Genomic DNA, 23,731 nt, shown 5'->3' on the forward strand with positions numbered 1-23,731 from the left:
ATGCTTGGTGCAGGACGGCGCGGAGTGGGGTGCGGCGGTGCTCAGGGTCAGGCGAGTCGCGTACGCGGGAGCCATCGTCATGATCGGTGCGGTCGGCTGCTCGGCCTCCGCGCAGACCTCAGCGACTCCCACACCCTCGGCCTCGGCCACCGGCTCGGTCAGCGCCACGCCGACCGCCACCGTGAGCAGGAAGCCCATCCTGGTCGAGCTCAGCCCCGCCAAGGTCACCGCGGGTGAGACCTCGAAGGTGTGGATCTTAGCCAATTGCCCCGTCCCCAGCGGCGGCCCCGCGCACACCGGCACCGCCACGTCCAAGGCGTTCATCAACGGCGTGTCGCTGACCACCGCGCCGACGTCCTCGACGGCCACGCCCGCCCCGACCGGCACCGCGGCCGGCAACCCGTGGGTACGCGGCGAGGCGCAGGTGTCGGGCACGGTCAAGCGCGGCACCTACCCGGTCGAGGTCAAGTGCGACGGCACCAACGACACCGGCAAGGCCACCCTGCGCGTCGTCAGCGCGACCGCTGACACCTCCGACGACAGCTCCACCAAGGCGCCCACGAAGGCGCCCAGAGCGGGCGGCGGCGGCACCTTCGGCAAGGACGTGGACGAGGGTTCGGGGATGCCGGTCGGCGGCGTACTGGTCGGTGCGGCCGTGCTGGCGGCGGCCGGGCTGCTGATCAAGCGCCGCGTCCGGGGCTAGCCGATGGCCCGCCCTGGACGGGTGGTCATCGCGGGCGCCGTCACCGGCCTGGTGCTGGTCGCGTTCGGCAGGTCCTATCAGGCCACCACCAAGTCGGCCGGCTCCGTCGTGCCCGAGAGCATCGACATCCCGTCGATCGAGGTCGAGGCGCCGCTGATGAAGCTCGGCCTGAGCAAGGACGGCGAGGTCGAGCTGCCGCCGTACGAGAAGCCCAAGATGGCCGGCTGGTACACCGGCAGCGCGGTGCCCGGCGACAAAGGCGCCTCGGTCATCATCGGCCACGTCGACACCAAGACGGCCCCGGCGGTGTTCTTCAAGCTCAGGCAGGTACGCAAGGGCGAGATCGTCAAGGTCGAGCGGAGTGACGGCAAGGTCGTCAAGTACAAGGTCGACTCGGTCGAGCAGGTGTCGAAGGACCACTTCCCGGCCAAGCGGGTGTACATCGAGGACGGCCTCAAGCTGGTGACCTGCGGCGGCAAGTTCGACTATGCCAAGGGCGAATACGTCGACAACATCATCGTCTACGCTTCCAGAGCGTGAGCGAGGAGACCGATCCGCCCGCGTCGGGCACGCGCGTTCCCTGGCCGGAGGTGCATCCGGCGGCCCGCGCCGCCGTCGAGGAGTTCCTCGGCGCCCCTGTGACCGAGGCCGTGACGCAGACGGGCGGGTTCTCGCCCGCGGCGGCCGCACGGCTGCGCGCCGCGAACGGCCGGCGCGTCTTCGTCAAGGCCGTCGGCCCGGAACCGAACCCCGACAGCGTCCGCATCTACCGGGCCGAACGCAGAATCGCCGCCGCACTTCCCGCGTCCGTGCCCGCGCCGCGGCTGCTGACCTCCTTCGAGATCGAGGGCTGGGTGGTGCTGGTCTTCGAGGACGTCGAAGGCCGCCATCCCGAGCTGCCCTGGCGCCGCGCCGAGCTCCACCGGGTGATGGAGGCGGTGCGGGGCATGTCGGCCGCGCTCACGCCCGCGCCGATCGAGGCGCCGCCGGTCGCGGAGGTGTTCGACAAGGCGTTCCGGGGCTGGCGCAGGCTGCTCGGGGAGGACACCACCGGTCTCGATCCGTGGGCGCTGCGCCACCTCGGCGCGCTGGCCGAGCTTGAGTCCGGCTGGGCCGTGGCCGCCGCCGGGGACACGCTGCTCCACGCCGACCTCCGGGCCGACAACCTGCTGCTCACCGAGGAACGCGTCTACGTGGTCGACTGGCCGTGGGCCTGCGTCGGCGCTGCCTGGTTCGATTCCCTGGCCATGCTGCCCTCGGTCGCCATGCAGGGCGGCCCCGCGCCGCAGGAGCTCTTCCCCGACTCCGATCCCGCCGCCACGGCGGTGCTCGCCGCGTTCACCGGCTACCTGGTACGGCAGGGCCGGCAGCCGCCGCCACCCGGCCTGCCCACGCTCAGGGCGTTCCAGCGGGCGCAGGGCGTCGTGTCGCTCGACTGGCTGAAACAGCGCACCGGCTGGGAGTGACTCTCTTGACCGGCTGAAACTGTGCACCGGCCGGGCGTGACCCGGCGGGCGGGTAGGCTAAACAGTCGTGCTGGTCCTGGCCTTTGATACCGCGACGCCCGCCGTCACGGCCGCGCTCCACGACGGGCGGCGTGTCCTCGCCGAGTCGACGACGATCGACGCCCGGCGACACGGTGAGCTGCTCATCCCCACCATCGAGACCGTGCTGCGCGAGGCGGGTGCCGCCCTGTCCGAGGTCACCGCCGTCGTGGCGGGCAGCGGACCGGGCCCCTACACCGGGCTGCGTGTCGGGCTGATGACCGCGCAGGGGCTCGCCACCACGCTGGCCGTCCCCGCGTACGGCATCTGCACCCTCGACGCCGTCGCCTACGGCAGCGGGCTCGCCGAGCCGTTCCTGGTCGCCACCGACGCGCGGCGCAAGGAGGTGTTCTGGGCCCGCTACTCCGACGCGCGCACCCGGCTCGACGGGCCGTTCGTCGACCGGCCCGCCGAGGTGCCGGTGGAGGGCCTGCCCGTGGTGGGTGCCGGTGCCGGGCTCTACCCCGACATCCTGGGGCAATCCGACGCTCCGCCGTACCCCTATGCCGGTTTCCTGGCCTCCCTGGCGGCCGAGCGCATCGCGGCCGGGGAGCCGCTCGGCCCGCCGCGCCCGATCTACCTGCGGCGGCCCGACGCGGTGGTGCCCGGCGCCCCCAAGAGGGTGACGGCGTGAAACCCCGGCAGGTGGACGTGCGGCTCCGGCAGATGACCGAGGCCGATCTGCCGGCGGTCATGGCGATCGAGCGCGACACCTTCCCGCTCGACGCGTGGAGCGAGGCCATGCTCCGCGGCGAGCTGGCCGACCAGCCGCGGACCAGGCACTACGTGGTGGCCCTCGTCGACCAGGAGATCGTCGGCTACGCGGGCCTGGCCGCCGCGGCCGACCAGGCCGACGTCCAGACCATCGCGGTCGTCCAACCGCACCAGGGCACCGGCATCGGCGGCGCCATGCTGGCGGAGCTGCTGGCCGAGGCCGGTCGGCGCGCGGTGCGGGAGATCTTCCTGGAAGTACGGGCCGACAACCCGCAGGCGCGGGGGGTCTACGAGCACTTCGAGTTCGAGGTGATCGGCCGGCGCCGCCGCTACTACGACGACGGCACCGACGCGATCATGATGAGAAGGAAGCTGGATGGCTGACGCACCCCTGGTTCTCGGCATCGAGACGTCCTGCGACGAGACCGGCATCGGCATCGTCAGGGGCCACACGCTGCTGGCCAACACGATCGCCTCCAGCATGGAAGAGCATGCCAGGTTCGGCGGCGTCGTGCCGGAGGTCGCCTCGCGGGCCCACCTGGAGGCGATGACGCCGACGGTGGAGGCCGCGCTGGCGCAGGCCGGGCTGAAGTTCTCCGACATCGACGCGATAGCCGTCACGGCCGGTCCCGGGCTGGCCGGGGCGCTGCTCGTCGGCGTCGCCGCGGCCAAGTCCTACTCGCTCGGCCTCGGTGTGCCCCTCTACGGCGTCAACCACCTGGCCGCCCACGTCGCCGTCGACCAGCTCGAACACGGCCCGCTGCCCAAGCCGTGCATCGCCCTGCTGGTCTCGGGCGGCCACTCGTCGCTGCTGCTCGTGCCCGACGTGGCCGAAGACGTGATCTCGCTCGGCTCCACCGTCGACGACGCGGCCGGGGAGGCGTTCGACAAGGTGGCGCGGGTGCTCGGCCTGCCGTTCCCCGGCGGCCCGCACATCGACAGGGCCGCCACCTCCGGGTCGGGCACGGCCGTCGCCTTCCCCCGGGGCAAGATCGACGACGGCACGCTCGACTTCTCCTTCTCCGGGCTGAAGACCGCCGTGGCGCGCTGGGTGGAGGCCCGCGAGTCGGCCGGTGAGTCCATTCACGTACCCGACGTGGCGGCCTCCTTCCAGGAGGCCGTGGTCGACGTGCTGACCCGCAAGGCGCTCCAGGCCTGCCGCAAATACGAGGTGCGTGACCTGCTGATCGGCGGGGGTGTCGCGGCCAACTCCAGGCTGCGCGCCCTGGCCCAGGAGCGGTGCGACGCGGCGGGCGTACGCCTGCGCGTGCCCCGGCCCGGACTGTGCACCGACAACGGCGCCATGGTCGCCGCCCTGGGCTCCGACCTGGTCGCGGCGGGCATCACCCCGTCGACGCTGGACATCCCCGCCGACTCGTCGATGCCGATCACGACCGTTCACGTTTGAGTCCCGTGCGATAGGTGGGGTAGGCGGGGATCCAGCCGAGTTCCCGCTTCGCGCGGTCGCTGGAGAGCCGGATGCGCACGCCGGTCATGAAGGCGTGGATGTACGGCGTCGGCCGCAGCAGCCAGCCGGGCACCCGTAGCGGTGCGGGCGCGTTCGCCGCCTCGGCCAGCGCCCGGACATATGCGTCGAAGCTCACCGGCTCGTCGTCCGCGATGTTGTACGCCCGCCCGGCCCCGCCCCGGTCCAGCGCGGCGACGGCGGCCGAGGCGGCGTCATGGACGTGCACGAGCGAGATGACGCCGGCCGGGTGGACCTCCGGCAGCATTCGCCGCCGCGCCATGGCCATCATCTTCCGCGTCGTCACCTCGGGGCCGTAGAACAGGCCGTAGCGCAGGGAGACGCCGTCGATGCCCGGCGTGTTGAACACCTGCTCCTCGTTGGCCCGAATCGTCCTCATGTGCACGCCGAAGGGGCCCCTGGCGGGCTCGGCGAACGGCCGGTCCTCGGTCACCGGCTCCGGGCCGTGGTCGCGGTAGCCGTACCCGAGGAAGAACGACTGCGTGACGAAGCGGTGCGCGCCGACCTCCTTGGCGGCCGCGATCAGGTTGGCCGTGCCCCGGTCGCGCAGCGCGCCCGTCGGATACAGCTGGCGGTGGAACAGCGGCAGGCCGGTGATCGCCGTGGCCTGGTGCATCACCGCGTCGGCCTGGTGACCCTTCACCGCGGCGAGCAGGGCGTCGCGGTCCATCATGTCCGCGACCAGGCCGGTCGCGCCCGCCTCCGCCAGTTTGGCGGCACCGCGCTCGGAACGGGTGAGGCCGAGCACCGAGTGGCCGGCGGCGAGCAGCTGCGGTATCAGCTCGGTGCCGATGGTGCCGGTGGCTCCTGCCAGAAGTACCTTCATGCCTGCTCTGTCTCCTTGTGCGTCGTGGGGTCCTCATTCAACGGATGCGTGGCGGGGTGCCGGATGTGACATGCCGAGCTGTCAGGTGCCCGCTGCGTGTCTGGTCCACGTGCCCGTTACGGTGGGCCGAAACCGTCTCCCAAAGATCTGGAGGGGGCCGTGGCCGATGCTGAGGCGGTGTTCGGAGAGCACCGGAGCCTGCTGTTCACGCTGGCCTACGACATGCTCGGCAGCGTGGCCGACGCCGAGGACGTCGTGCAGGACACCTGGCTGCGCTGGGCCGGTGTCGACCTGGCCCAAGTGAGCAATCCGCGGGCCTATCTGATCCGCATCGCCGTCCGGCGGTCCCTGGAGCGGCTGCGCGGCCTGCGCGCCGCCAGAGAGGACTACACCGGCCCGTGGCTGCCCGAGCCACTGGTGACCCCCGACTACCCGGTGACGGCCGCTGAGAACGTCACCACGGGCCTGCTGGTCGTACTGGAGACGCTGTCGCCTCTGGAACGGGCGGCGTTCGTGCTGCGGGAGGCGTTCGGGTTCGAGCACGCCGAGATCGCCCGCATCCTCGACCGCACACCGGCGGCGGCGCGCCAGCTCGCCCGCCGGGCTCGCGAACACGTCCGCTCCCGTCGCCCGCGTTACCCGGCCGACCCCCGGGTGGCGCGCGAGGTGGCGGAGCGCTTCGTCGCGGCGATGGCGGGCGGCAGCCTCGCCGACCTCCTGGCGGTGCTGTCTCCCGACGTCACCATGTGGAACGACGGCGGTGGCCGCGTGCACGCCTCACTACGCCCGATTCACGGCTCGGACCGGGTGTCCCGCGTACTCATGGGCATCGGGCCCAGGTACGTGGACCTGGACCTCCTCTGGACGGCTGGGCCGACGTTCCTGCTGCTGGCCGGGGGTCAGGTCCGGGTCGCGCTGACCGTGGAACCGGACGAGACGGGCACTCGGGTGGGCGGGCTGTATGCGCTGGTCAACCCGGACAAGCTTGCACATGTGCGTCGACCTGCTCGCGTTGGGTCGCGCGCCATGGCTGTGTCGGACGGGTAGCTCAGTCTTTTCTCGTGGGGCGGAGGAGGGCTTCGGCGAGGGCGAGCATGGTCTCCTCCAGAGCGCCCAGACGCCTGGTGAGGTCGGTGGTGGCGGGCTCGACGATGTCGGTCACCGTCTGGGTGAGCTCGGTGCGGTCGGGGCGGGCCGCGACCAGCTCCGTGAGCACCGCCGCGGCGGCGGCCAGGCGCTCGCCCTGGTGGGTGGTCTGGGAGTCGAGGAGCTCGCCCACCCGCTCGCCGATGCTGAGCGTCGCGGGCAGCTGGCCGATGCGCTGATTGACGGCCTCGATCCGGTCGTCGACGGCTTCGAGGTGCTCGCCGGCCTGCTCGGCGCGCTGGGCGAGGCCGGTCAGGTGGGTTTCCACGCCGTTGAGCTGGGTGCCGAGACCGTCGAAGCGGGTGGTCACCCGCTCCTCCACCTCGCCCAGGCGTTCGTCGAGCGTGTCCATGCCGTTGTCGAGCTGGTTGAAGCGGCCCTCGTTGCGGGTGGCGGAGTCGATGAGGTGGCGGTCGGCGGCGGCCAGGCGTTCGTCGAGCCGGATGAAGTGGCCGTCGACGCGGCCGTCGAGCGTGTCGAAGCGGTTGTCGTGGCGGGACAGGTGGCCGTTCACGGTGGTCAGATGTCCGCTTACCGTGCTCAGATGGCCGTTGACCGTGGTCAGGTGCTCGTCGACGCCGCCGAGCCGGCTGTCGAGGGCGCCGTGGACGTCGAGGAGCTTGCCGTCGACGCCGTCGAGGCGCCCGGCCACGCGCTGCTCGCTCTCGTCGAGGCGGCCCGCCAGGCGCTGCTCGGTCTGGTCGAGGCGGCTTGCCGCGCTCTGCTGGGTGTCGTCGAGGAGTTCGGTCAGGGTCTGCCCAGTTTCGTGGAGCCGGGCGGTCAGCGCCTGCTCGGCCTCGTCGAGGCGGTCGGCCAGGCCCTGCTCGGACTCGCCCAGACGGGCGGTGAGGCCCTTTTCGGCCCGGTCGAGGTGCGTGGTCAGGCTCTGCTCGGTCCTGTCCAGGCGGCCGGTGAGCCGCTGGTCCAGGTCGGTCAGTAGGTCCTCGGTCTCGCCCAGACGTACGGAGAGGCGCTGCTCGGTGCCGTCCACCTGGGCGACGAGCCGGTCCGTGGCCGCGGTGAGCTTGCCGCCGAGCTGGTGGGCGGCGGCGGTGAGCCTGCCGTCGAGCTGGTCGGTGGCCGCGTCGAGCTTGCCGTCCAAGTGTTCGGTCATCTGCTCGGCGGTGGCGGTGAGCTTGCCGTCGAGCTGCTCGGCGTTGGCGGCCAGCTTGCCGTCGAAGCTGTCGGGCAGCTCCAGCAGCGCGCCTTCGATGCGGTCCGTACGGGCGGTCAGCTCGGCGAGCGACTTGTCGATGCGGCTGAAGCGGCCGGCGGCGGCCTCCATGCCCGTGTTGAGGTGACCCAGCCTGACGCCCAGGTCGCTCATCCGCTTGGTGATGCCCTCCGTGAAGTCGAGGACCGCCTGCAGCTTCTTGAGCACCTCGTCCACGTTGTCGCCGACGGTGCCGACCTCGGCCCAGAGCCCCGGCAACTCCGCCACCGGCGCGACCCGCTGGTGAACCGACTCCACATGCGCGTCAACGGTGCCCACCTGCTCGCCGACGGCGTCGACGTGGTCGCGTACCGCCTCGACATGCTGGGCAAGGCCCTCCGCCCACATCGGCGGTTTGGCCGCGATGTCGTCAAGTCGCCCGCTCACCGTTTCGAGCGTGCCGCTCAGACCCCCCAACTCCCGCTCGCGGACCTCCCTGAGCAGCCACTCCATACCCTCAAGGCGCTGGCGGATCTCGTCGAGGACGGCACCCTGGGTCCGCTGCTCGTAGACGTGGTCCTGAGACGCACGCGCGAGCAGGTCCCGCATCCTTTCGGAGATGGCGGAATCGCCGCCTGCCTGTAGAAGGGTGGTGTGGTTGGCGTGATCCACCGAAAGGCTCCTTCGCTCGCCGACGGTCTGCCGCGCAGCGGTGGGATAGGTCCGGTTTGCAGATGAAACGAGAACGCGGCTAATCGCCAAAGGGGGAGGACTCCCGCGTGCTCACCTTAGCCGCTCGATCAAGGTCCGTCAGGAGCGAAGTAAAAGATCGGGGTTGGCCCGATAATGCCCTAGTTTGCCATTTATGCAGGTGGGGATGGGTGACAAATCAGGGCGGAAGGCTTATCCATGATGCGGGTAAGTATGATTACCGCAGATTTGTCACCCGAAAGTCGCAGGTCATTTCTGAGCCGTTCGATGTCGACCGCCGAGGCTCGCTTCTTGATGACGACATTTCCGACTTGCCGCTCGCGGAGAGTAGCGCGGAGGCGCTTCAGCGAGAACGGCAGCACTTCTTCCACCGCGTAACGCGCGGCCCATGGGGTGTCGAACGGCTCGTCGCCGGTGATGTAGGCGATCATCGGGTCGGGGAGGCGGCCGCCGACCATCTCGGCGACCTCCCCGACGAGGTGCGCGCGGATCGCGGCCCCGTCGGGTTCGTACACGAAGCGACCGACGGGGCCGGTCGGCGCCTCGGCCCCGCGGGCGACGAGTGTCTCGCCGCCGGGCAGCAACGTCGCCCGCCGCGTCGGCCCCTCGCCTCGCGTCGGCCCCTCGCCTCGCGTCGGCCCCTCGCCTCGCGTCGGCCCCTCGGCCCGCGCCGCCCCTTCGGCGGGGCTGGTCCAAAGGGCTGCCTCCTTCACCTCGCCCTTGTACGACACCCACTCGGCTTCGGCCTCGCCCGGGATGAACTCGTACGGGATGCCCGGAGCCACCTTCAAGCAGGCCCGCCGAGCCCTGGCGACCAGGTCGAGCACGACCGGCCACGGCGGCGAGTAGGCCATGGGGTCGAACGTCCTGCCGCGGCTGGTCCGGCGGGCGGGGTCGGCGAACAGCCAGTCGTAGTCCTCCGGAGAGACCGTCGCGGCGTCCGCCTGGCGTACGGTGACCCGATCCGCGAGCCCGAGCGCCTCCGCGTTGGCCCGGGCGACGGCGACGGTCAGCGGGTCGAGGTCCACGGCGTCCACGACGCAACCGGCGCGGGCCAGCGCGAGGAAGTCGCCGCCGATGCCGCAGCAGACGTCCACGACCCGCGTCCCGCCGGCGGTTCCGGCCAGGCGGCGGGCCCGGTGGGCGCCGGCCTCGGCTCGGGTGGCCTGCTCCAGACCGTGCGGAGTGAAGTACATGAGTGCCGCGTCGGCGCCGAACTTGGCCTTGGCGCGCTCGCGCAGCGCCGCCTGGGTGAGCGCGGCCGAAGTGAGGCCGGCGTCGTACGACCTGCGCAGCCTCGTCGCCGCGGCCACCGGATCGGCGCCCACCACCTCGACGGCCTCGGCGAGTGCGCGCTGCCCGCGCGGGGTGAGCAACTCGGTGAAGGCGTCGAGATCCACGTCACCCGACGTTAGCGCCTCCCCGCCGCACTCCAGCCTGCGGCCGTGCGCGTACGGTGGTGGACCGGAACGTCCGCCGTGCGCGTACGGCGGACGGCGGGAACGGCCGCCGTGAGCGTGCGCGGTGGCTGGAACGTCCGCTGTCCGCGGAGGTGCGGGCTCAGGCGTTCGCCCCGCGTCAACAGTGCGTGTCACCCCATTTAGCCCCAACCTTGGGCAAGCTCTTGGGCCTTATCGCTCTGAGCAGACGCGTTCGTGTTGACTGTCAAGCCCCTCTTGCATATGTTTCCTGTTGGCACTCTCCCCTTGAGAGTGCCAACGTGCGACGAGGCAGGTCTGACACCCGCGACGGCAGGCCCCGCTGGTCGCCTCTTCTAGATCATTCAAATCTGAAGGGGAGGTCCGATCGTGACGACCGCCACCAAGGTTCCCGTTAAGCCGCTCGGCGACCGCATCGTGGTTCAGCCGCTTGAGGCCGAGCAGACGACCGCTTCCGGCCTGGTCATTCCTGACACCGCCAAGGAGAAGCCGCAAGAGGGCAAGGTCCTCGCGGTGGGCCCGGGCAACTGGGATGAGGACGGCGACAAGCGTATTCCGCTCGACGTCGCTGAGGGCGACATCGTCCTCTACAGCAAGTACGGCGGCACTGAGGTCAAGTACGGCGGCGAGGAGTACCTCGTGCTCTCCGCCCGCGACGTTCTCGCGATCATCGAGAAGTAAGCCGGATGCGTCGGGCCCCGGGCGCGCGTCTCGTCTGAGCGCGTGCGGCCGGGGCTTTCGACGCTAGGAGAGGACTTTCAGCATGGCGAAGATCCTAGCGTTCGACGAGGACGCACGCCGCGCGCTTGAGCGCGGCGTCAACGCCCTCGCGGACGCCGTGAAGGTAACCCTCGGCCCCCGTGGCCGCAACGTCGTCATCGACAAGAAGTTCGGTGCTCCGACGATCACGAACGACGGCGTGACCATCGCTCGTGAGATCGAGCTGGAGGAGCGCTACGAGAACCTCGGCGCCCAGCTCGCCAAGGAAGTCGCCACCAAGACCAACGACGTCGCCGGTGACGGCACCACCACCGCGACGGTCCTGGCCCAGGCGATGGTCCGCGAGGGCCTGCGCAACGTGGCCGCCGGCGCCTCGCCGCTGTCGCTGAAGCGCGGCATCGACAAGGCCGCCAAGGCGATCAGCGACAAGCTGCTGGCCAGCGCGCGCCCGGTCGAGGACAAGAAGGAGATCGCGAACGTCGCGACCATCTCCGCTCAGGACGCCAAGATCGGCGACCTGATCGCCGAGGCGTTCGACAAGGTGGGCAAGGACGGTGTTCTCACCGTCGAAGAGTCCAACGCCATGGGCATGGAGCTCGAGTTCACCGAGGGCATGCAGTTCGACAAGGGCTACCTGTCGGCGTACATGGTGACCGACCCCGAGCGCATGGAGGCCGTCCTCGAGGACGCCTACATCCTGCTCACCCAGGGCAAGATCTCCTCGATCTCCGACTTCCTGCCGCTGCTCGAGCAGATCGCGCAGACCAAGAAGCCGCTGCTCGTGGTCGCCGAGGACGTCGAGGGCGAAGCCCTGGCCGTCCTGGTCACCAACAAGATCCGCGGCACGTTCACCTCGGTCGCCGTCAAGGCTCCGGGCTTCGGCGACCGCCGCAAGGCCATGCTGCAGGACATCGCCATCCTCACCGGTGGCCAGGTCGTGAGCGAGGAGGTCGGCCTCAAGCTCGAGAACGTCGGCCTTGAGGTGCTCGGCAACGCCCGCCGCATCGTCGTGACGAAGGACAACACGACCATCGTCGACGGCGGCGGCGACCAGCAGGCGATCGAGGACCGGGTCAAGGAGATCAAGATTGCCATCGAGCAGTCTGACTCCGACTGGGACCGCGAGAAGCTGCAGGAGCGCCTTGCGAAGCTGGCCGGCGGTGTGTGCGTGCTGCGCGTCGGCGCCGCCACCGAGGTGGAGCTCAAGGAGAAGAAGCACCGCCTCGAGGACGCGATCTCCGCTACGCGCGCCGCGATCGAGGAGGGCATCGTCTCCGGCGGTGGCTCCGCGCTGATCCACGTCGCCAAGGACCTCGACGACCTGGGCCTGACGGGCGACGAGGCGACCGGTGTCGCCATCGTCCGCCGCTCGCTGGTCGAGCCGACGCGCTGGATCGCCGAGAACGCCGGTCTCGAGGGCTACGTGGTCACCCACAAGGTCTCGGAGCTGTCGGCGGGCCACGGCCTCAACGCCGCCACCGGCGACTACGGCAACCTGCTCGACCAGGGCGTCATCGACCCGGTCAAGGTCACCCGTTCGGCCGTCCAGAACGCCGCGTCGATCGCCGGCATGCTCCTCACCACCGAGGCGCTCGTCGTCGACAAGCCGGAGGAGGAGCCGGCCGCCGCCGGTCAGGGCCACGGTCACGGCCACGGCCACTGAGCCGTTCTTTCACTGGGCCGTTTCTTCCTCACCCGACCCGCGCCTGATTTCCAGGTGCGGGTCGTGTGCTTTCTCCGGCGCGCCCCTGGGCCTCCAACCCCCGCAAAGCCATGTATGGCATATGACATACGGGCAATCCAGTCGAAGCTGCTGAGAGGGTGAGCGAAGGGTGATGAACCGGGAAAGTGGTTTATTCGGGTAAACCGGATGTGTGGCTTAAGCGTCTAGGCGTCTGACAATTTCTGCACATTTGGGGTTATGGGATGAAATATTCTTCCGCAATAAAGGCTTAGTGTGGCCGGTCGATTACCGCGCGTTATCGCCGCGTCAATGTGACCAATCCGTAGCCGTTCACGATGACGACAGGCCCGATCAGTGCGGGCATCATGCCTATCGTGAGCGAGGGAAGCGTCGCCGACGCCAAAATTGGGGTAAGGCTCGCGTCGAGACTTCCGGCACGGACGGATGACTCCGACCTAAGGGAACTGACGAGCCTCGCCGTACAGGGAGATCGCACTGCGATCGAATCCCTGCTCGGCGAGTTGCGTCCGATGGTGGTGCGCTATTGCCGCGCCAGGCTGGGCAGGGTTTCAGGGCAATATCACATTGCCGATGACGTAGCCCAGGAGGTGTGCATCGCGGTCCTGTCCGCGCTGCCGCGATACCGCGACATGGGACGGCCTTTCGCCTCCTTCGTCTTCGGTATCGCCTCGCACAAGGTGGCCGACGCGTTGCGGAGTTCGGTCCGCTCGGCCGTACCGACTCAGGATCTACCGGACGGGCCGGACGACGGACCGGGGCCCGAGGAGACGGTGGTCCGCTACATCGAGGTGGAGTACGCCCGCAGGCTGCTCGCCAGACTCCCCGACAACCAGCGCGAGTTGCTGTTGTTGCGGGTGGTGTCGGGGCTGTCGGCGGAGGAGACCGGTAATGTACTCGGTATGTCACCAGGTGCGGTCCGTGTTGCCCAGCATCGAGCGCTGGCGAGGCTGCGGCAGATGGCCGAACTGGAGTCGGCTTGACGCCGGAGGAGCAGACTGACGCGCTCCTCGACGTGCTGGCCCGCGGCGAGCTGCCCGATTCACGCGATCCGGCCGCGCGGCTGCTCGCCGCGCTGCTGGACGATGTGGATCAGCGGCGCTCCTCGGTGTCGATGACACCGTCGACGTAGCCTCTGGCGTATTCCCAGGTCACGTAGTCGGCCGGGTCAGGGTGAAAGGCCGGCTCGTGCATTTGGGGCTGGCCTTTGTCGATCATCTGGCGCAGATTGCCGCGCAGCAGCTCCCAGTCGAAGAAGTGCTGCTCGCCGCATTCCGGGCAGTCGAGCACCAGGCCCAGCACTCCCTGCTGCTCTAACAAGGAGCGGAAGACCTCGACGTCGGCCAGGTCGGTAATGGCCTCGTCGCGCTCGGAGGCGGTCAGCGGTTCGGCGTCGTCGAGCTCGCCCATCGCTGAGGAAGGGTCGTTCGGGTCGTCCGCGAACGGGTCGCGGGGGACGTCTTCCAGCACCTTCCCACCATATGACCGATGCGGCCACCGCGGTGGTGATTAGCTCAGCCATCCACGCCGGGCGGCCTCCACACCTGCGTGAAAGCGTGATTGCGCGCCAAGCTGAACCATGGCGTCGGCAAACCTGGCCCGTACCGTGCGCACGGAGACACCGAGCTGGCGGGCTATCGAGTCGTCGCACATGCCCTGCGCCGCGAGCCGCAGCACCTGCACCACGCCCTCGCCCCGGCGACCCCAGGGCAGGGGTACGGCCCGGCCCCACAGCTCCTCGAAGAGCGACCGGAGCATGCCCACGACGATCGGGGTCCGGACCAGGTAGAAGTTGTAGGCGTGGTCGGGCAGGTTGCCGCCCCACAGCGCGGGCAGGCCGGCGGCGTCGGGCCCGGCGGTCATGAACCAGCTCGGCACCCGGTCCAGCGTGCGTACGGTCCCGCCGGTGGCCAGCAGCCTGGTCAGCTGGTCGCGTACGCCGGGCAGGGTCAGGGTGGAGACCGGGATGACGGCCCGGACGTTCAGGAGTTTCCGCTGCTGTGCATCGATCCAAGGATCGGCAAATTTCCGTACGAAGTCCGCCATCGTCCGCTCGTCGGGAATGGCGGTGAGTAAGTGCATCGGCGGGGACTGGGACTGCACCGCCATGCCCACCACGCTCTCGTAGAGCACGTCGGCCCCGCTCACCATCTCAACCCGGAACGCGCCGTTCTGGTAGTCGTGCCCCACGTCGTAGTCGCGGATCAGCCCTCGGATCGAGCCGAGGGCGGAGTCGATGCGCCTGCTCTCCTCGGCCAGCCGGTCGAGGCGCTCGGCGATCAGCCGGCCGAGCGCGGCGGCGGGGTGCCGGGCGAGGTATTCGCCCGATTGTTCGTCGATCACCCCGAGCCTGACGAGATCGTCGAGCTGTCTGCTCACCTTGTCGACGGGACCGTCCATGGCCTCGGCCAGTTCGGTACGCGTAGCCCTGTGCAGGCGCAGCACCGCCGTGTAAAGCGCGGTCTGGGCCGGGTCGAGGCCCAGCGTCGCGAGGGGAGCGTCCGCGAGAGGGTCGGACAGGGCGTGGGACTCGCTGCGCATATAAGGGGCTCCGTAGGGGGGACACGGGCGTGTCGTGAGAATAACTCGGCGATACGTCCTTGTCCGCTCCTTGCGTGGACTCCTTGGCCACATGTGCAGCTTCGTGCAATTGCACGTTTTCACATTGCGGTGTGCCGATGAGTAACGCAGGCTTAACCCAGCGTCGGCATCCACTTGAGCTGGCAGCGCTTGCCATCAGGACGCGGAGGGGGGTTCGGTGGCGCTTTATGCGCTTCCGCCCGGATGTCGGTGGCCGGAGGATGGGGCGGATCACCGACCGCCCCATCCTCCGGCTCTTTGGGATGCCGGGGGTACGACGGGCCGTGGGGGTCATCGTGCTCCCGGCCTCGGGACGTTTTGCATGTAGGCCCTAGACTTGCCTCATCAGCATCGGCAGGAGGGGCCGCAGCATGTCCAAGTTCACCGAGACGGGTCTGACCTTCGACGACGTGTTGCTCGTCCCAAGCTATTCAGACCTGCAACCTGGTGACGCGGACACCGGTTCGCGCCTGTCGCGCGGCATCAACCTGTCGATCCCGCTGGTCTCCGCCGCGATGGACACCGTCACCGAGGCCCGCATGGCCGTCGCCATGGCCCGCCAGGGCGGCATCGGCATCCTGCACCGCAACCTGTCGGTGGAGGAGCAGGCCCAGCAGGTCGACCTGGTCAAACGGTCCGAGGCCGGGATGGTCACCAACCCGGTGACCTGCACTCCCGACGACACCCTGGCCGACGTGGAGCGGCTGTGCGCGACGTACCGGATCTCCGGGGTGCCCGTCACCGACCTCTCCGGCGTGCTCGTCGGCATCGTGACCAACCGCGACATGCGCTTCGAGACCGACCAGTCGCGGCCGGTGCGTGAGGTCATGACCCCGATGCCGCTGGTCACCGCCCCGGTCGGGGTGTCGCGTGACGGCGCGTTCGAGCTGCTGCGGCACAACAAGATCGAGAAGCTGCCCCTGGTCGATCCCGACGGCCGGCTACGCGGTCTGATCACGGTTAAAGACTTCACCAAGAGCGAGCAATATCCGCTGGCCACCAAGGACGCGGACGGCCGCCTGGTCGTCGGCGCCGCCGTGGGCGTCGGCGGTGACGCGGAGCTGCGGGCCAAGGCGCTGATCGAGGCGGGCGTCGACGTGGTCGTGGTCGACGTCGCGCACGGCCACTCCAAGGGCCTGGCCGACATGGTCGCTAAGCTCAAGGCCAACAGCAAGGTCGACGTCATCGGCGGCAACATCGCGACCAGGGCGGGCGCCCAGATGCTCGTCGACGCGGGCGCCGACGCGGTCAAGGTCGGCGTGGGCCCCGGCTCCATCTGCACCACCCGCGTCGTGGCCGGCGTGGGCGCGCCGCAGGTCACCGCCATCTACCAGGCGTCGCTGGCGTGCGGCCCGGCCGGCGTGCCGGTCATCGGCGACGGCGGTCTGCAATACTCCGGCGACATCGTCAAGGCCATCGCCGCCGGCGCCGACACGGTCATGCTCGGCTCGCTGCTCGCCGGCTGCGAGGAGTCGCCCGGTGAGCTGATCTTCATCAACGGCAAGCAGTTCAAGTCGTACCGGGGGATGGGCTCGCTCGGCGCGGTCCGCAACCGCGAGCGCGGCGGCATGTCGTTCAGCAAGGACCGCTACGCGCAGGCCGACATCGGCGGCGAGGACAAATACATCCCCGAGGGCATCGAAGGCCAGGTCCCCTTCCGGGGACCGGTCGCGGCGGTCGCCCACCAGCTCGTCGGCGGCCTGCGCCAGGGCATGTGGTACGCCGGCTGCCGCACGATCACGCAGATGCACACCGACTGTGAGCTCATGCCGATCACGGCGGCGGGACTCACGGAGAGCCATCCCCACGACATTCAGATGACCGTGGAAGCCCCGAACTATCACAGAAGGTAAGACATGACTCAGCAGGTGGAGATCGGCCGGGGCAAGACCGGTCGCCGGGCCTACGCGCTCGACGAGATCGGCCTCGTACCCTCCCGCCGCACTCGTGACCCGGAGGAGGTCTCGATCGCCTGGCAGATCGACGCTTACCGGTTCGAACTACCCGTGGTCGTCGCCCCCATGGACAGCGTGGTCTCGCCCGCCACCGCGATCGAGATCGGCCGCCTCGGCGGCCTGGCCCCCCTCGACCTCGAAGGGCTCTGGACCCGCTACGACGACCCGTCGCCGCTGCTGGAGGAGTGCGCCTCGCTCGACGCCGAGGCCGCGACCAAGCGGCTGCAGGAGATCTACACGGCGCCGATCAAGGAAGAGCTGATCGGCCGCCGGATCGCGGAGATCCGGGAGTCCGGCGTGACCACGGCGGTCCGCCTGTCTCCGCAGCGTACGGTGCAGTATCACAAGGCCGTCATTGACGCGGGCGTGGACATCTTCGTCATCCGCGGCACCACGGTCTCGGCCGAGCACGTCTCGGGCCGGGCCGAGCCGCTGAACCTCAAGCAGTTCATCTACGAGCTCGACGTGCCGGTCATCGTGGGCGGCTGCGCCACCTACACGGCCGCCCTGCACCTCATGCGTACCGGCGCGGCGGGCGTCCTGGTCGGCTTCGGCGGCGGCGCCTCCCACACCACCCGCAACGTGCTGGGCGTGGCCGTACCGATGGCCACCGCGATCTCCGACGTCGCCGCCGCCCGCCGCGACTACATGGACGAATCGGGCGGCCGCTACGTCCACGTGATCGCCGACGGCGGCATGGGCACCTCGGGCGACATCGCCAAGGCCATCGCCTGCGGCGCCGACGCGGTCATGGTCGGCTCCCCGCTCGCCCGCGCGACGGAGGCCCCCGGCCATGGCTTCCACTGGGGCTCGGAGGCACACCACCCGGACCTGCCTCGGGGCCGGCGGGTGGCGTTCGACACGGTGGGCAGCCTGGAGCAGATCCTGCACGGGCCGTCCAGCGTGGCCGACGGGTCCATGAACCTGATGGGGGCGTTGAAGCGGACGATGGCCTCGACGGGTTACTCGGACATCAAGGAGTTCCAGCGCGTCGAGGTCGTGGTCGCTCCTACCCAGCGCTGACCATTTAGCGCCCACCCGCTTCCGGCCCAAAGGCCTTCGCGGGTGGGCGCTTCGCGCTTCGGGGGCAGACGTTGCTCCCAGTCGGGCCGGAGGACTGAAGGGCCTCGCTCCGCTCGGACGTCCTTATGCAGCGCGGCTCCGCCACGCCCACGGCATATTGATGGGCCCCCAAGCTACCCATGATCGGATGGCCGGTAGCGTCTCGGTGATCGCTGTGGTGACCCGGTACAGTCGGCCGCCCCACTCCTCATCTTTGGCGCGGCCCCGGAAGTGATGTATTGATCAGGCGGTAAGTCGGTAGCCACCTGGTGGTAGGGCTGCGACCCTGGGGCCGGAGTCTTGTTTGTCGTGGTCGGCCTACCGGCCCCGGGGCTTGGGTGGTTGGGGTGATCTGGTCGGCGTAGGCCCGGTATGGGTGTCGGCCAGGTTGTCCGACCCGGCCCGCAGGAGGCCGGCCAGGTGGTTGGCCACCGGCATTGCGGCCTGGAGGACCATCGTGACGGCCGTCCGCTTAGCCGGGGTCGGCGCAGAGCTGGGAGGTCAAGGCGGTGCGGGCCCACTCTTCCCACATGTCCGGTGACCAGTCGCGGTCGCGGACGAAGATCAGGTAGAGCTGCGGGCTGAGCAGGCCGAACAGCAGGTCCGCCGCCATCTCGACGGAGAGGCCGGGGCGGATGTCGGGCTTGCGGGCCAGGGCTTCGGCCGCTGCGTACTGCACGGTGTAACGCGGGTCGGGGCCGTCCGGCCACTGTGCGGCGATCTCAGGGTCGGTGGCCGCGGCAGCCGCGATCAGCGGCATGATCGGGGCGACCCGGCCCAGGATCTCGCGAGTGCCGTGGACGTGCGCGCGCAATTGCCCGGCTGCGGTGGGCTCGGCGCACGCGGCGCGAAACCAATCACGATCCATGGTGGCGACCGGCTCGGTATCCCCGGCGATAGATGTGTCGACGACGTCCTTGAACAGCGTGCGCTTGTTGCGGAAGACGAAATAGACCGTCTGGACGGCCACGCCCGCCTGGTCCGCGACCTCCTGCAGGCTCGTCGCCCCGTAACCCTGCGCGACGAACAGCTCGCGAGCCGCCTCGACGACCTTTTCACGGGTGCGGCGTGAGCGCTCGGCTCGCTTGTCCGGCCGCTTGACTTTGTCCATATTGCGAGTATATCTCTAGAGTATGTCACTAGAGTTCAACTCTAGATTCTTGGAGGAGACGATGGACCAGCCCAACGCCATCCAGAAGCCGGAGCCGGACCTGGCCTCAACGCAGCGAGACCAGGAGGAGGAGTCCGTCCACCGCGCACTGGAGGGCTACTACCGCACCGGCAAGCCGCCGTGGGACACCGGCGTGACGCCGCCCGAGCTGGTCGCCCTGGTGGAGGGGCACGGCGCGCTGCCGCCCGGCCGCGCCCTCGAACTCGGCTGCGGCACGGGGACCAACGCCATCTACCTGGCACGGCACGGCTGGGAGGTGGCGGCCGTCGACCTGATCGACCGCGCCGTCGACCAGGCCAGGGAGAAGGCCGCGGAGGCGGGAGTGGCGGTACGGCTGCTGCACGGAGACGCCACCCGCCTCGACGAGCTCGACGTGCCGGGCCCCTTCGACCTGTTCTTCGACCTGAGCTGCTACTGCGGGGTCCCGCTGCACCGCCGCGACGCCTACGCCGCCGGGCTCACCCACCGCGCCGCTCCTGGAGCACGGTTGCTGATGTTCGGGTACGGCCCCGAGCCGCTCGGCAATCCGATCCCCGAGGTCACGTCGTGGGCGGCGGGCGTCACAGCCGACGAGCTCCGCGCCAGGTTCCCCGGCTGGGAACTACTCGACGTCACACCGGGCACCAACTCGGTGCCGACCTTCTGGTTCACGCTGCGCCGCGACGCCTAGCAATCTTCGGTCGCGGGTTTGTGTCAGCGCTCGACCTGGCAGCTGCGGCTGGTATGTTATTGGTTGATTACTAACCTAGGAGTGGGTATGACAGCCGACCAAGACCACGCCAGCCGCCGCGCCGCTGCCCAGCACACCGTGGCCGAGCACCTGCGCCTTACCGCCGCAGGACGCACCGACGAATGGGTGACGCTGTTCGCCCCGGACGCGGTGCTCGAGTTCCCGTTCGCGCCGGTCGGCGTGCCTCAACGGGTGACGGGGCGAGACGCACTGCTGGCGCACATGAGCAACTTTCCCGAGACCTTTGACGTGGAGTTCGTCGATCTGGTGTTCCACCCGACGGTCGATCCGAGTCTCGTGATCGCCGAATTCCGCTCGACGGGCACCGCGCTGCCGACCGGCAAGCCGTACGAGCAGAGGTGCGTCTCTGTCGTCCGGACCGATAAAGACGCGCGCATCACCCACTACCTGGACTACTGGAACCCGCTGGTGGCGATCGAGGCACTCACACCCCACGACGTGCCGGCCGACCCTGAGCTCAGCGTGACGTTTGGAGGTTGAGGGTCCATGCCCGCCGCCGGCACCAGCACGAAGAGCGACGAACGACGTCGGGCCATCGTGGCCGCCGCGATGGATTGCTTCGCGCAGAAGGGTTTCTACGGTACGACGACGCACGAGGTGGCCGAGCGGGTCGGCATCTCTCAGCCGTATCTCTATCGCCTGTACTCGAACAAGGAAGCGCTGTTCGCGGCGGTGGTCGACCACGTGTCCGTCGTGATGACCGAAACCTTGGTCGCGCACTCGCCGGCGTCGGGTGGGGGCGGGCTGACGTCCGAGGCGGCGTCGAGAGGGGCCGGGCCGGCGTCCGAGGCCGCGTTGGATGCGGCACGCGGTGCCTACACCGCGCTCATCGCGGACCGGACCATCCTGCGTTTCCTCATGCACGCGAACTGTGCCGCAGGCGAGCCGCTGGTAGGGCAGGCCGTGCGTCGGTGCTACGCGAAGCAGGTTGACACCGTTCGGCGGCTGCTGGGCGACGATGACGCCGTGCGGCGCTGGTTCGGCGCCGGAATGCTCGACAACGTGGTCGCCGTGCTGGGTCTGGCCGACATCGATGAGCCGTGGGCGCACGTACTCGCCGCTCGATGACCTGTCGCCGGGGGATACGCCCGATCGGGAACAGCAGGAGCACAGCGAGCACCAGCGTGACCATGGCGGAACCTGGCCGGGACGCCGTCGTGGGCGCGTACGTGGACGGCAAGTTCGCGGGCAGTGGCACCGCTGGGTCGCGGCCGCTCAACGGCGAAGGCGGCCCGATCCCGGCGGACTCCCGCTACTACCCCGGCTCCAACGGCACCCTGCGCGACGTACACCGCTTCAATGCCAGCTGAGGCAGGGGCGCCGGCGGCGTCGTCTCGACCACGAAGGACGTCAGTACCTTCCAGCGAGCCTTCGACCAGGGCAGGCTGCTGCCGCCGTCGCTACGGGAGATCCTCACCGGTGGGCCCCGTGGCAGCGGCGGCGCGCAGCAGGGCACGGGCCGGTGCGAAGAAGACCTGAGAATTCAGGGCGGCTCGGCGCCCGGCTGCACCACGCTGATCCTCTTCTCGACCGCTGGCCGGCAGCAGTTCTAGATTTCCGTCTCCAGGAAGTACGAGATCTCGTTCGCGACGACGTCGGGCATCTCGAGACCACACAGATGTCCAAGCTCGCTCAGCAGGACCGCACGGCTGCCGGGGATGCGCCGTACGTCGTCAAGCTGCTTGGCTTGATCTACGACGACGTCCTTTCCGCCGAGTATGTAGCAGGTCGGTATGCGTATCTCAGACAGCTCGTCGGCCTGGCTCGTCAGCGCACCGCCGGCCAGCCAGCCGTGCCACATCTGTTCGGTGACGGTCAGCATGCTGCTCGTCAGACTCGAGGTCTTCGACGGGTCCAAGGAGATTGCCGCCACTGCTTGGGTGAGGGCCTCGACGTTGCCGTAGGCGGCATCGAAGCCGGCGATCACCTCGTCCCCGGCAGTCGTCCCCGCGGCGTTCCACGGAACAACGCCAACCAGCGCACGCACATCATCCGGGTAGTCGAGCGCGATACGCACCGCGATCGCACTGCCAAGGGAATAGCCGACCAGGCAGTAGGCGTCGGCGCCCGCGTCGTTGATCGCCTCGTTGATCGCTTCGTGCAGGGTCGCGGCCAGTGTGGACAGTCTCCCGTCCGCCGGCGCGCGTACGGACTGACCATGTCCGGGCAGGTCGAAGATCAAGACGCGGAACCCGCTCAGGTGTCGCGCGATTCCGGTCATGAGATCAGCCGAGGCGCCGAATCCTGGCAGCATGACAAGGGTCAGAGGGCCCTGGCCGTGTTCCTCCCAGTAAATGCCTGAACTGGTGTGGGGCATCGCGATCTCCTTAGCCTCGGCGAAGGTTGTCGGGTATACACGTACGGCTCCACCCGCACCGCAGGCGGGTCCCGCCATGGGCGCATCATCTCGTTCAGTGCGCCTGGGGGGTGTGGCTCGCGGTGAAGGCCAGAAGAAGCGCGGCGGTCCGCTGCGGATCCTCCATGATGGGCGAGTGCCCAACACCGGCCAGCAACTCCACTTTCGCGCCCGGAACGGCGCTGTATTCGGCGGCGGAGGAGGATCGCCATCTCCGATCTTCCTCACCGAAGATCACCAGCAGTGGCTTGCCGAGGGGAATCAGCCGATCGGGGAGCGCGCGCTGATTCACATAGTCATCGCCGGTCTGCGTTGTCGCGATGAGGGCGTGGTAGGTCATGCCGCGCGCGTCGTCCACGACCGCCTGCGGGACCTCGTAGCCGCGGCGGCTGAACGCGGTGCTCGCGGCGTTGCGGATCAGGCTGTCGGTCCGAAGCCGCCACAGCAGTTGGCCGATGACGGGGGTGTACAAGAGCCCGCCGACGCCGCCGGCTGAGACGGCGGCGGCCAAACGGGGCGCGGTGTCGATGAGAACGAGCGAGGTCACCAGGTCGGGGCGTTGCTCAGCGAGAGCGGTGGCGACCGCGCCACCGGTGGAATGGCCGACCACTGTGGCGTGCTTGACCCCGAGCCGGTCCATTGCCTCACCGACCCGGAGTCCCTGCTCCGGCATCCCGTAGCCACCGCCGGCCGGCTTGGCCGACCGGCCGTGCCCGAGCAGGTCGATCCGGATGACGCGATGGGACTTGGTCAGCAGCGGAACGAGCGCGTCCCACGAGCGGGTCGACGCGGCGAGCCCGTGGATCAGTACGAGTGCCGGGGCATCAGCGGGGCCGTCCTGGCGCACGTAGATGTTCCCGCCATTGAGGGGCAGGGTCGGATCCCCACTGGCCTCGGCGCTCTGCCGCGTCACCACCTCCGCGTTCACGAGAAGCAACCCGACGACGACGAAGAGGACAGCCGAGGCGATCAAAAGGCGCCGCCGGCGCCGTGCCGCGCTGCTCACATCAGCCTGCCGGTGCGGAAACCGCAGGTCGGCGTCGGCGAAACAACGGGGTCATCGAGCCCCAGGGAAATAATCACGGCCCCACTGTCGTCCCTGGTGCGCGCCGGTAGCTTGTACAAATGTTCCGGTGAGAGCGTCGTTGACCGAATGTGATTACCGAGAGTTACCTTGGACTGGTTGCGCGAACCCGAATGGACCCCGTTCAAGCAGGCAGGTTCCACGAGGGGCCGTCAGGGTCGCCGAGCCACACCTTCTGCCCCTGCCCGGTGACCGTGAGGCCGTACCCCGACCGCGGCGGCTTCCCCGCCGCTTCCCAGGTCGAGACCGCCTCTTCGACGCCATCCCACAGCTTCAACGGCCCGTGCTGGCGTACCAGCCAACCTCCGTCCGGCGACGGCTCGGTGGTGGCCTGTGAGCCGGTTGCCACGTCCAGGAGGATGATCCGGTCGCCCGCCCCCATCTTCTCCGCCGACGGGGCGCCGAGCTGGGCCACGAACACGCCGGTCGGGTCGTTCAGAACGTGCGGATCGACCACGCTCTCGCGCTGCTCGCCGAGGCCGATCAGGTAGTGCGAGTGCGGTGGCCGGTCGTGGGGCCGGGCGAACATGAACGACAGCTCGTCGGCCAGGAAGGGTCCGGTCGCGGTGGCGTCGTCGGCACCCTCCACCCCATCCTCGCGCGCTGCCACGGCGTGAACTCGAAGGCT

General features: G+C 69.5%; 26 protein-coding genes. 17 read left to right on the top strand and 9 right to left on the bottom strand.

The genetic code is table 11. The features are described 5' to 3' along the window. The first annotated feature begins 7 nt into the window (after positions 1–7). The 6 genes from AB0B64_RS23010 (at position 8) to tsaD (ending at position 4,369) form a co-directional block, all read left to right on the top strand. Positions 8–703 carry a hypothetical protein gene (locus AB0B64_RS23010; RefSeq protein ID WP_357948251.1) on the top strand — a complete coding sequence of 232 codons (696 nt, stop codon included), beginning with the start codon at positions 8–10 and terminating at the stop codon, positions 701–703. Positions 704–706: 3 nt separating this feature from the next. Next, the gene (locus tag AB0B64_RS23015) at positions 707–1,243 is read left to right on the top strand and encodes a class F sortase (RefSeq protein ID WP_225293872.1); all 537 of its coding nucleotides are present in this window, start codon (positions 707–709) and stop codon (positions 1,241–1,243) included. Continuing rightward, complete coding sequence (locus tag AB0B64_RS23020) at positions 1,240–2,169, top strand: phosphotransferase (protein WP_358179491.1); 930 nt, start codon at positions 1,240–1,242, stop codon at positions 2,167–2,169. The genes AB0B64_RS23015 and AB0B64_RS23020 overlap by 4 nt, the downstream gene beginning before the upstream one ends. A 67-nt stretch (positions 2,170–2,236) precedes the next feature. Then, complete coding sequence (gene tsaB, locus AB0B64_RS23025; RefSeq protein WP_357948257.1) at positions 2,237–2,881, top strand: tRNA (adenosine(37)-N6)-threonylcarbamoyltransferase complex dimerization subunit type 1 TsaB; 645 nt, start codon at positions 2,237–2,239, stop codon at positions 2,879–2,881. Beyond that, the gene (gene rimI / locus AB0B64_RS23030; protein WP_357948259.1) at positions 2,878–3,345 is read left to right on the top strand and encodes a ribosomal protein S18-alanine N-acetyltransferase; all 468 of its coding nucleotides are present in this window, start codon (positions 2,878–2,880) and stop codon (positions 3,343–3,345) included. The genes tsaB and rimI overlap by 4 nt, the downstream gene beginning before the upstream one ends. Further along, positions 3,338–4,369: a tRNA (adenosine(37)-N6)-threonylcarbamoyltransferase complex transferase subunit TsaD gene (gene tsaD, locus AB0B64_RS23035; protein ID WP_357948262.1), complete on the top strand. Its 1,032-nt coding sequence runs from the start codon at positions 3,338–3,340 to the stop codon at positions 4,367–4,369. The genes rimI and tsaD overlap by 8 nt, the downstream gene beginning before the upstream one ends. On the opposite strand, the gene AB0B64_RS23040 is transcribed toward tsaD, so the two are convergent. Then, positions 4,350–5,273, bottom strand: coding sequence for an NAD(P)-dependent oxidoreductase (locus AB0B64_RS23040; RefSeq protein WP_357948264.1), 924 nt, complete (start codon positions 5,271–5,273; stop codon positions 4,350–4,352). The genes tsaD and AB0B64_RS23040 overlap by 20 nt on opposite strands. Positions 5,274–5,432: 159 nt before the next feature. On the opposite strand from AB0B64_RS23040, the gene sigJ reads away from it, so the two are divergent. Next, complete coding sequence (gene sigJ, locus AB0B64_RS23045) at positions 5,433–6,320, top strand: RNA polymerase sigma factor SigJ (protein WP_358179493.1); 888 nt, start codon at positions 5,433–5,435, stop codon at positions 6,318–6,320. 1 nt (position 6,321) lies between these two features. Here sigJ and AB0B64_RS23050 read toward each other — a convergent pair whose 3' ends face one another. Together AB0B64_RS23050 and AB0B64_RS23055 are read right to left on the bottom strand one after the other, a co-directional pair. After that, complete coding sequence (locus AB0B64_RS23050) at positions 6,322–8,244, bottom strand: hypothetical protein (protein ID WP_358179495.1); 1,923 nt, start codon at positions 8,242–8,244, stop codon at positions 6,322–6,324. A gap of 191 nt (positions 8,245–8,435) precedes the next feature. Continuing rightward, positions 8,436–9,683 (bottom strand): class I SAM-dependent methyltransferase, encoded by a 1,248-nt coding sequence (locus AB0B64_RS23055; protein WP_358179497.1) that lies wholly within the window; start codon positions 9,681–9,683, stop codon positions 8,436–8,438. Positions 9,684–10,088: 405 nt separating this feature from the next. Here AB0B64_RS23055 and groES point away from each other — a divergent pair, with 405 nt between their 5' ends. From groES to AB0B64_RS23075, 4 genes are all read left to right on the top strand, one after another. Beyond that, entirely contained in the window at positions 10,089–10,403 is a 315-nt protein-coding gene (groES, locus tag AB0B64_RS23060; RefSeq protein WP_214633886.1) for a co-chaperone GroES, read from the top strand. Positions 10,404–10,485: 82 nt separating this feature from the next. Further along, on the top strand, positions 10,486–12,105 hold the full coding sequence (gene groL, locus AB0B64_RS23065; protein WP_358179499.1) for a chaperonin GroEL: 1,620 nt from the start codon (positions 10,486–10,488) through the stop codon (positions 12,103–12,105). 386 nt (positions 12,106–12,491) lie between these two features. Continuing rightward, positions 12,492–13,127 (top strand): sigma-70 family RNA polymerase sigma factor, encoded by a 636-nt coding sequence (locus AB0B64_RS23070; protein WP_357651164.1) that lies wholly within the window; start codon positions 12,492–12,494, stop codon positions 13,125–13,127. Beyond that, entirely contained in the window at positions 13,124–13,276 is a 153-nt protein-coding gene (locus AB0B64_RS23075) for a hypothetical protein (RefSeq protein WP_357650738.1), read from the top strand. The genes AB0B64_RS23070 and AB0B64_RS23075 overlap by 4 nt, the downstream gene beginning before the upstream one ends. On the opposite strand, the gene AB0B64_RS23080 is transcribed toward AB0B64_RS23075, so the two are convergent. Together AB0B64_RS23080 and AB0B64_RS23085 are read right to left on the bottom strand one after the other, a co-directional pair. Continuing rightward, entirely contained in the window at positions 13,237–13,614 is a 378-nt protein-coding gene (locus tag AB0B64_RS23080; protein WP_225293853.1) for a DUF5319 domain-containing protein, read from the bottom strand. The two genes, AB0B64_RS23075 and AB0B64_RS23080, sit on opposite strands and share 40 nt — an antisense overlap. 39 nt (positions 13,615–13,653) lie before the next feature. Next, positions 13,654–14,685, bottom strand: coding sequence for a LuxR C-terminal-related transcriptional regulator (locus tag AB0B64_RS23085; protein WP_357948278.1), 1,032 nt, complete (start codon positions 14,683–14,685; stop codon positions 13,654–13,656). A gap of 410 nt (positions 14,686–15,095) precedes the next feature. On the opposite strand from AB0B64_RS23085, the gene guaB reads away from it, so the two are divergent. Both guaB and AB0B64_RS23095 read left to right on the top strand, forming a co-directional pair. Then, entirely contained in the window at positions 15,096–16,577 is a 1,482-nt protein-coding gene (guaB, locus tag AB0B64_RS23090; protein ID WP_357948280.1) for an IMP dehydrogenase, read from the top strand. 3 nt (positions 16,578–16,580) lie between these two features. Beyond that, complete coding sequence (locus AB0B64_RS23095) at positions 16,581–17,702, top strand: GuaB3 family IMP dehydrogenase-related protein (protein ID WP_357948283.1); 1,122 nt, start codon at positions 16,581–16,583, stop codon at positions 17,700–17,702. Between the two features lie 511 nt (positions 17,703–18,213). Here the strand turns inward: AB0B64_RS23095 and AB0B64_RS23100 are convergent. After that, a complete protein-coding gene (locus tag AB0B64_RS23100; RefSeq protein ID WP_358179501.1) occupies positions 18,214–18,852 on the bottom strand; it encodes a helix-turn-helix domain-containing protein in 639 nt (212 codons plus the stop codon). Positions 18,853–18,913: 61 nt separating this feature from the next. Here AB0B64_RS23100 and AB0B64_RS23105 point away from each other — a divergent pair, with 61 nt between their 5' ends. From AB0B64_RS23105 to AB0B64_RS23120, 4 genes are all read left to right on the top strand, one after another. Beyond that, on the top strand, positions 18,914–19,582 hold the full coding sequence (locus tag AB0B64_RS23105; protein ID WP_358179503.1) for a class I SAM-dependent methyltransferase: 669 nt from the start codon (positions 18,914–18,916) through the stop codon (positions 19,580–19,582). An 87-nt stretch (positions 19,583–19,669) separates the two neighbouring features. Then, positions 19,670–20,143 carry a nuclear transport factor 2 family protein gene (locus AB0B64_RS23110; protein WP_358179505.1) on the top strand — a complete coding sequence of 158 codons (474 nt, stop codon included), beginning with the start codon at positions 19,670–19,672 and terminating at the stop codon, positions 20,141–20,143. 6 nt (positions 20,144–20,149) lie between these two features. Beyond that, a complete protein-coding gene (locus AB0B64_RS23115; RefSeq protein ID WP_358179507.1) occupies positions 20,150–20,731 on the top strand; it encodes a TetR/AcrR family transcriptional regulator in 582 nt (193 codons plus the stop codon). A 62-nt stretch (positions 20,732–20,793) separates the two neighbouring features. After that, complete coding sequence (locus tag AB0B64_RS23120) at positions 20,794–20,973, top strand: hypothetical protein (protein ID WP_357948297.1); 180 nt, start codon at positions 20,794–20,796, stop codon at positions 20,971–20,973. 239 nt (positions 20,974–21,212) lie between these two features. Here AB0B64_RS23120 and AB0B64_RS23125 read toward each other — a convergent pair whose 3' ends face one another. The 3 genes from AB0B64_RS23125 to AB0B64_RS23135 form a co-directional block, all read right to left on the bottom strand. Continuing rightward, the gene (locus AB0B64_RS23125; protein ID WP_357948299.1) at positions 21,213–21,980 is read right to left on the bottom strand and encodes an alpha/beta fold hydrolase; all 768 of its coding nucleotides are present in this window, start codon (positions 21,978–21,980) and stop codon (positions 21,213–21,215) included. Between the two features lie 94 nt (positions 21,981–22,074). Continuing rightward, positions 22,075–22,947 carry an alpha/beta fold hydrolase gene (locus tag AB0B64_RS23130; protein ID WP_358179509.1) on the bottom strand — a complete coding sequence of 291 codons (873 nt, stop codon included), beginning with the start codon at positions 22,945–22,947 and terminating at the stop codon, positions 22,075–22,077. 280 nt (positions 22,948–23,227) lie between these two features. After that, entirely contained in the window at positions 23,228–23,713 is a 486-nt protein-coding gene (locus AB0B64_RS23135; RefSeq protein WP_358179511.1) for a hypothetical protein, read from the bottom strand. Positions 23,714–23,731 lie beyond the last annotated feature (18 nt).

Origin of the sequence: Nonomuraea sp. NPDC049129 (assembly GCF_040648495.1) — a bacterium.
In the GTDB taxonomy this organism is placed as follows: domain Bacteria; phylum Actinomycetota; class Actinomycetes; order Streptosporangiales; family Streptosporangiaceae; genus Nonomuraea.